This window comes from Rhodoferax sp. (assembly GCF_039922535.1).
Taxonomy (GTDB): domain Bacteria; phylum Pseudomonadota; class Gammaproteobacteria; order Burkholderiales; family Burkholderiaceae_C; genus Rhodoferax_B.
On record NZ_JBDTEM010000351.1, the window covers coordinates 1 to 4,828 of the forward strand.

Genomic DNA, 4,828 nt, shown 5'->3' on the forward strand with positions numbered 1-4,828 from the left:
CGAGATTGAGAAAGCCATTGCAACGGGAAAGCAAAAACACAACGACTTTCTGAAAGAGCTGGGCTTGAGCCCGTTGCCGTAAATCGGTCTAACCAAGCTGTGTGGCTGTATGGTTAAGCTGCTCGGATGTGTTGCGGCCCAGAAAGTACGCTTGGCTTACAAGTTCAGGTGCTACTGATCTAATAGCTGGTTGCGCACATTCCATTTGCGCCGCGAGGCTTTTTTATGGAGATTTTTCAGTAGTTGCCCGGGATGCTGAGGCGGGCTTGGGCGCATTCCGCCGCCGCGTCGCACTCACACTTGCATTCCCATGAGTTGGCTTGCCACCTCCCACAGGCGCTTCGCATTGGCGGCGTCGATGGCGTAGGGTGCGACACCCGTGAAGTCGGGAGTGCGTCTGTCTACCACCACCGCCTCGTTGCAATCCTCAAAATAGCGCCCGCCCACGCCCTCCAGCAAGGGGGATGCTGCCAGCAACACGGACGTGGCTGCGCCTTGTTCGGGTGTCTTGCGGCGCTCGACCGGTGTTTTGAGCCCGCCGGTGTGCTTCTGCAGATTGGTGGCAATGGCTCCCGGATGTACCGCATTGGCGAAGATGCCCTCGTGCTGCCAGCGGCGGGTGGCTTCGACGGCCATCAATGCGCATGCGGTTTTGGCCTGGGCGTAGGCGGCCCAGGGTTCGTAAGCGCGAAATCGGAAATGCAGGTCGTCGAAAACCACGGGGCCCAGCAATTGCGCACTGGAACTCAGCGAGACGATGCGTGCGCCTTCGGCCTCCTTGAGCGCATGGTGCAAGCCGTTGGCCAGCGCAAAGTGCCCCAGGAAATTGGTCGCGAACTGCATCTCCCAGCCCTGGGCCGTGGTTTGCAGGTCTGGAATCGCCATCACGCCCGCGTTGTTTACCAGGATGTGCAACGGGCCGCTCCATTGGCGTGTGAACTGGCGCACCGATGCGAGGTCTGCCAGGTCAAGTGCCGCGATGTGAACGTCGCCACGGTTGGCAGCACGCAGTTCTGGGGCGGCTTGCTGCGCTGCCTCGGGGCGCCGCACTGCCAGCGTTACCTCGGCACCGGCGTTCACCAGCGCCCTCGAAGTTTCCAGGCCAATGCCGGATGCGCCGCCGGTGACGATGGCGCGTTTTCCTGAGAGATCCACGCTGCGAAGCACTTCGCTAGCGGTCGAATGGAAGCCGAATGGGGTGGTGGTGCGTGACATAACGATGGGCCTGTGTGTAAACAAGCCTCAAGTTTAGGTAGCAGGCTTTGATTTGATAAGTAGCACAATGGTGCATGTGCTGCTGCACAATATTCATCAATCAAGGCGCATGCGATTCACCTTAGGAGCCGACCTATGAAGCGTACCGAACTGTCCGGTTTGCAGGCCGTTGTTGCGGTGGCGTCGTGCAATAACTTCAGGGCGGCCGCGGCTGAACTGGGGCTGTCCGCGTCCGCCGTCAGCCATGCCGTCTCCGCCTTAGAAGAGCGCATGGGCGTACGGCTGTTTCATCGGACGACACGCAGCGTCGCGCTGTCCGAGGCGGGGCGCGAATTCCTGGGCCGCGTCGCTCCGGCGCTGCGCGAGATTGAGGGAGCAATCGACGCCACCAGCGCCATGAGCCCGCGACCGGCCGGGACGCTGCGCATCAATACTTCTGAGGCGGCTGCGCACCAACTGCTGGCTTTGTATGTGCCCGAATACCTGAAGCGCTACCCCGACATGCAGGTTGACTTGGTCACGGAAGGGCGTTTGGTGGACATCGTGGCCGATGGGTTCGATGCCGGCGTTCGACTGGCCGACTCCGTACCGCAGGACATGGTGGCCGCGCTGTTTGGTCCCGAACAGGGCTTCGTCGTGGTCGGTGCGCCGGGTTATTTCAAGGGCAAAGGCAGAACCATGCCTTTAACACCGCACGACCTGCAATCGCATCGCTGCATCCGCAACCGTCTGGCGAGCGGCGCGATCTGGCGATGGGAATTCAGCAAACAAGGCGAGGCGATATCGCTGGACGTAGCGGGGCCGGTGACTCTCGACAACAGCCAGTTGCGACTGGAGGCCGCCCTCGCTGGAGTGGGTCTGGTGTATACGAATGAGTGGTCTGCCAGCAAGCACATCAAGGCGGGGCGCCTGGTGCGGGTGCTGCAGGACTGGACACCTTCGATTGGGCGACTGAGTCTTTACTACCCGGGCCACCGGCATGTACCTGCGGGATTGCGCGCCTTTGTTGAACTGCTGCGTGAGGTCGATGCCAAGGCGGCGAAGACTTCCGCATGATGCCAACCCGGTTTGGCGTAATTTTTATGCGCAATTACATGCTTACGGAACCCATTGCTCTTGGATAGAGCTGGTCACTGCATCCACGAATAAGCGGGTTTTATGGGGAACATGCCGCCCAGGCAGCATGACTATGTAGACACCACCGTCTCCCGTGCTCTTCCATTCATTCAGTATTTGCACCAACGCGCCTGACTTCACGGCTGCACTGGTCAAGCAATCCGCTGTGAGGATGAAATTGGGCGATTCGCCTGCCGTAGCCCCTGCTGCGGTCCACGGCAACCAACCCATCCCGATGGCACCACAAAGCAAGCCCCAAAACACCTCGAACAGGTTCAAAGGCATTGTCAAGTAGTAAGTTTGACCACTCCCCTAGGCGCGTGGCATGGGCAAGGTTCTTGACGGCGGCGGGGCACAACGGCATGCGGGAGACCGGCGGTCAGCATGTCTTAGCGGCCATTTTTTGGTGGGATACTGCGCTTCCTGCGGTTGAATTTCCTAATCTTTTGTTAAAAATATTTCGCGCTAAAACGGTTTGGAACTGGGCTTTCTTGTTGCTGCTAAGTGCCGCCATGGCGTGGGGTTTTGCCATGGTGCATTTGCCAGCGGCTGTGCTGCTGGGTTGCATGGTTGCAGGCATTGTGTTGACGACGCGCGGGGCTGCACTGCGCGTGCCCGTTTCTGGGTTTGCGCTGGGGCAAGGTGTGCTGGGGTGCTTGATGGCTAGTAGCCTCAAGCCTGAAGCCTTGACGCGGGTGTCAGCCGATTGGCCGCTTTTTCTGGTAGTCACTACTTCGGTCATTGCGGCGAGTGCCGTGCTAGGGTGGGTGTTGATGCGCAGCAAGGTGCTGCCGGGCACAACCGCCGTGTGGGGCTTGGCTCCTGGTGCAGCCTCGGCGATGGTTTTGATGGCCGAATCTTATGGCGCCGATGTGCGGCTGGTGGCGTTTATGCAGTACCTGCGAGTGGCGTTGGTCACCGCAGTTGCAGCGCTGGTAGCACGGCTGTGGACAACGCCGGCAACAGGGCTTGCTGCGGCAGCAGTGCCGTGGCTGGCCGTGTCAAGTGTGCCGCATGTGGCGTTGACGCTGGCGGTCGCGGTGGTTGGTGCTTGGCTCGGGCGTAGCTTGAAGTTGCCGGGCGGTGCCATGGTGCTGCCGCTGTTGTTGGCCAGCGCCTTGCAGGCTTTGGGCGTGATGGTGATTGAGCAGCCGCCGGTGGTGCTGGCCCTGGCGTATGCAGTGATTGGCTGGAGCATTGGCTTGCGTTTTACGCGCGCCATTTTGCGCCACGCGCTGCGTGCCTTGCCCCAGGTGCTGGGCTGCATTGTGCTGCTGATGACTGTGGGTGTGCTGCTGGCGACATCGCTGTTCTGGCTGGCCGGTATCGACCCGTTGACGGCTTATTTGGCCACCAGTCCGGGTGGGGCTGATTCGGTAGCGGTGATTGCTGCCACCAGCGCGGTGGATGCCGGTTTTGTGATGGCAATGCAGTTGGCACGCTTTTTCATGGTGTTGGTGCTAGGCCCGCAGGTCAGTAAATTTGTAGCCACCCGCGCGGCGTGATGCAACTGTCGGCGTGCGGTGCACAATCCGCTGCTGAATAACTCCATATATTGATTGGCGTAGTGCATGCGACTTCTCCTTGCCGAAGACGAGAGTGCGCTGGCCGACTGGTTGGTCAAAGCGTTGCAGCAAAGCGGCTTTCAGGTCGATTGGGTAAACGACGGGCGCATGGTGCGGGTTTCGCTCAAGGCCACACGCTACGACGCACTGATCCTTGATCTGGGCCTGCCTGGCTTGGGGGGCCACGATGTTCTGGCTGATTTGCGCGAAGCTGACCACCGCTTGCCAGTGCTGATTTTGACGGCGCGAGACTCTTTGATGGAGCGCGTCAGCACGCTGCGCGAGGGCGCTGATGACTTTCTGGCCAAGCCGTTTGAAATGGCCGAACTGGAGGCGCGCCTGTTGGCGCTGATCCGGCGCGCGCGCGGTAGCGAGCACGCACGCTTTGCATGTGGTCCTTTGGTTTTTGATGCCATAGCCAAACGCTTTACTTTGGGCCATGAGGCTTTTACTCTGACCCCGCGCGAGCATGCCGCCTTACTGGCGCTGATTCAGCACAGTGGCGAGCCGCTGTCTAAACGAGCCATTCTGGAGCGTGTTTTCTCAGACGAACAGGATGTGCACCCCGAGGCGATTGAGGTGTTAGTACACCGTTTGCGCAAGCGCCTGGCAGGCAGTGCCGTGGGCATCACCACGTTGCGCGGCCTGGGTTACGTACTGGAGTTAACCGCGTGAATTGGGTGACCTTGCACGCCTTGAGCTTGCGCCGTTTGCTGCTTCTATCATTGTTGCCCGCGATGCTGCTGGTAGGGGCGGCCGAGGTATGGCAAACCTGGCGCACCGCCGTGGATGCAGCCAATGCTGCCTATGACCGGTCGTTGTTAGGTGCCATTAAATCGATGGATGCCAATATCTCTACTGCCAGCGGCGGCCTGGGTGTCGAGTTACCTTACCGCATGCTTGAGTTTTTTGAGCTCACGGCCAATGGCCAC

General features: G+C 60.1%; 6 protein-coding genes. 4 read left to right on the top strand and 2 right to left on the bottom strand.

Annotated features, from left to right (window positions below; translation table 11 throughout):
- Positions 1–294: 294 nt before the first annotated feature.
- Entirely contained in the window at positions 295–1,215 is a 921-nt protein-coding gene (locus ABI213_RS16600) for an SDR family NAD(P)-dependent oxidoreductase (protein WP_348027921.1), read from the bottom strand.
- 135 nt (positions 1,216–1,350) lie between these two features.
- Between ABI213_RS16600 and ABI213_RS16605 the strand changes: the two genes are divergently transcribed.
- Positions 1,351–2,271, top strand: coding sequence for a LysR family transcriptional regulator (locus tag ABI213_RS16605; protein ID WP_348005491.1), 921 nt, complete (start codon positions 1,351–1,353; stop codon positions 2,269–2,271).
- 42 nt (positions 2,272–2,313) lie between these two features.
- Here ABI213_RS16605 and ABI213_RS16610 read toward each other — a convergent pair whose 3' ends face one another.
- The gene (locus tag ABI213_RS16610) at positions 2,314–2,616 is read right to left on the bottom strand and encodes a hypothetical protein (protein WP_348014560.1); all 303 of its coding nucleotides are present in this window, start codon (positions 2,614–2,616) and stop codon (positions 2,314–2,316) included.
- Between the two features lie 209 nt (positions 2,617–2,825).
- Here ABI213_RS16610 and ABI213_RS16615 point away from each other — a divergent pair, with 209 nt between their 5' ends.
- From ABI213_RS16615 to ABI213_RS16625, 3 genes are all read left to right on the top strand, one after another.
- Entirely contained in the window at positions 2,826–3,836 is a 1,011-nt protein-coding gene (locus ABI213_RS16615; RefSeq protein WP_348027925.1) for an AbrB family transcriptional regulator, read from the top strand.
- Positions 3,837–3,902: 66 nt separating this feature from the next.
- Positions 3,903–4,571, top strand: a complete 669-nt coding sequence (locus ABI213_RS16620) for a response regulator (protein ID WP_348005488.1) — start codon at positions 3,903–3,905, stop codon at positions 4,569–4,571.
- Positions 4,568–4,828: sensor histidine kinase N-terminal domain-containing protein (locus ABI213_RS16625; RefSeq protein WP_348027923.1), on the top strand; the 261-nt coding region annotated here is incomplete at its 3' end. The genes ABI213_RS16620 and ABI213_RS16625, both read left to right, overlap by 4 nt.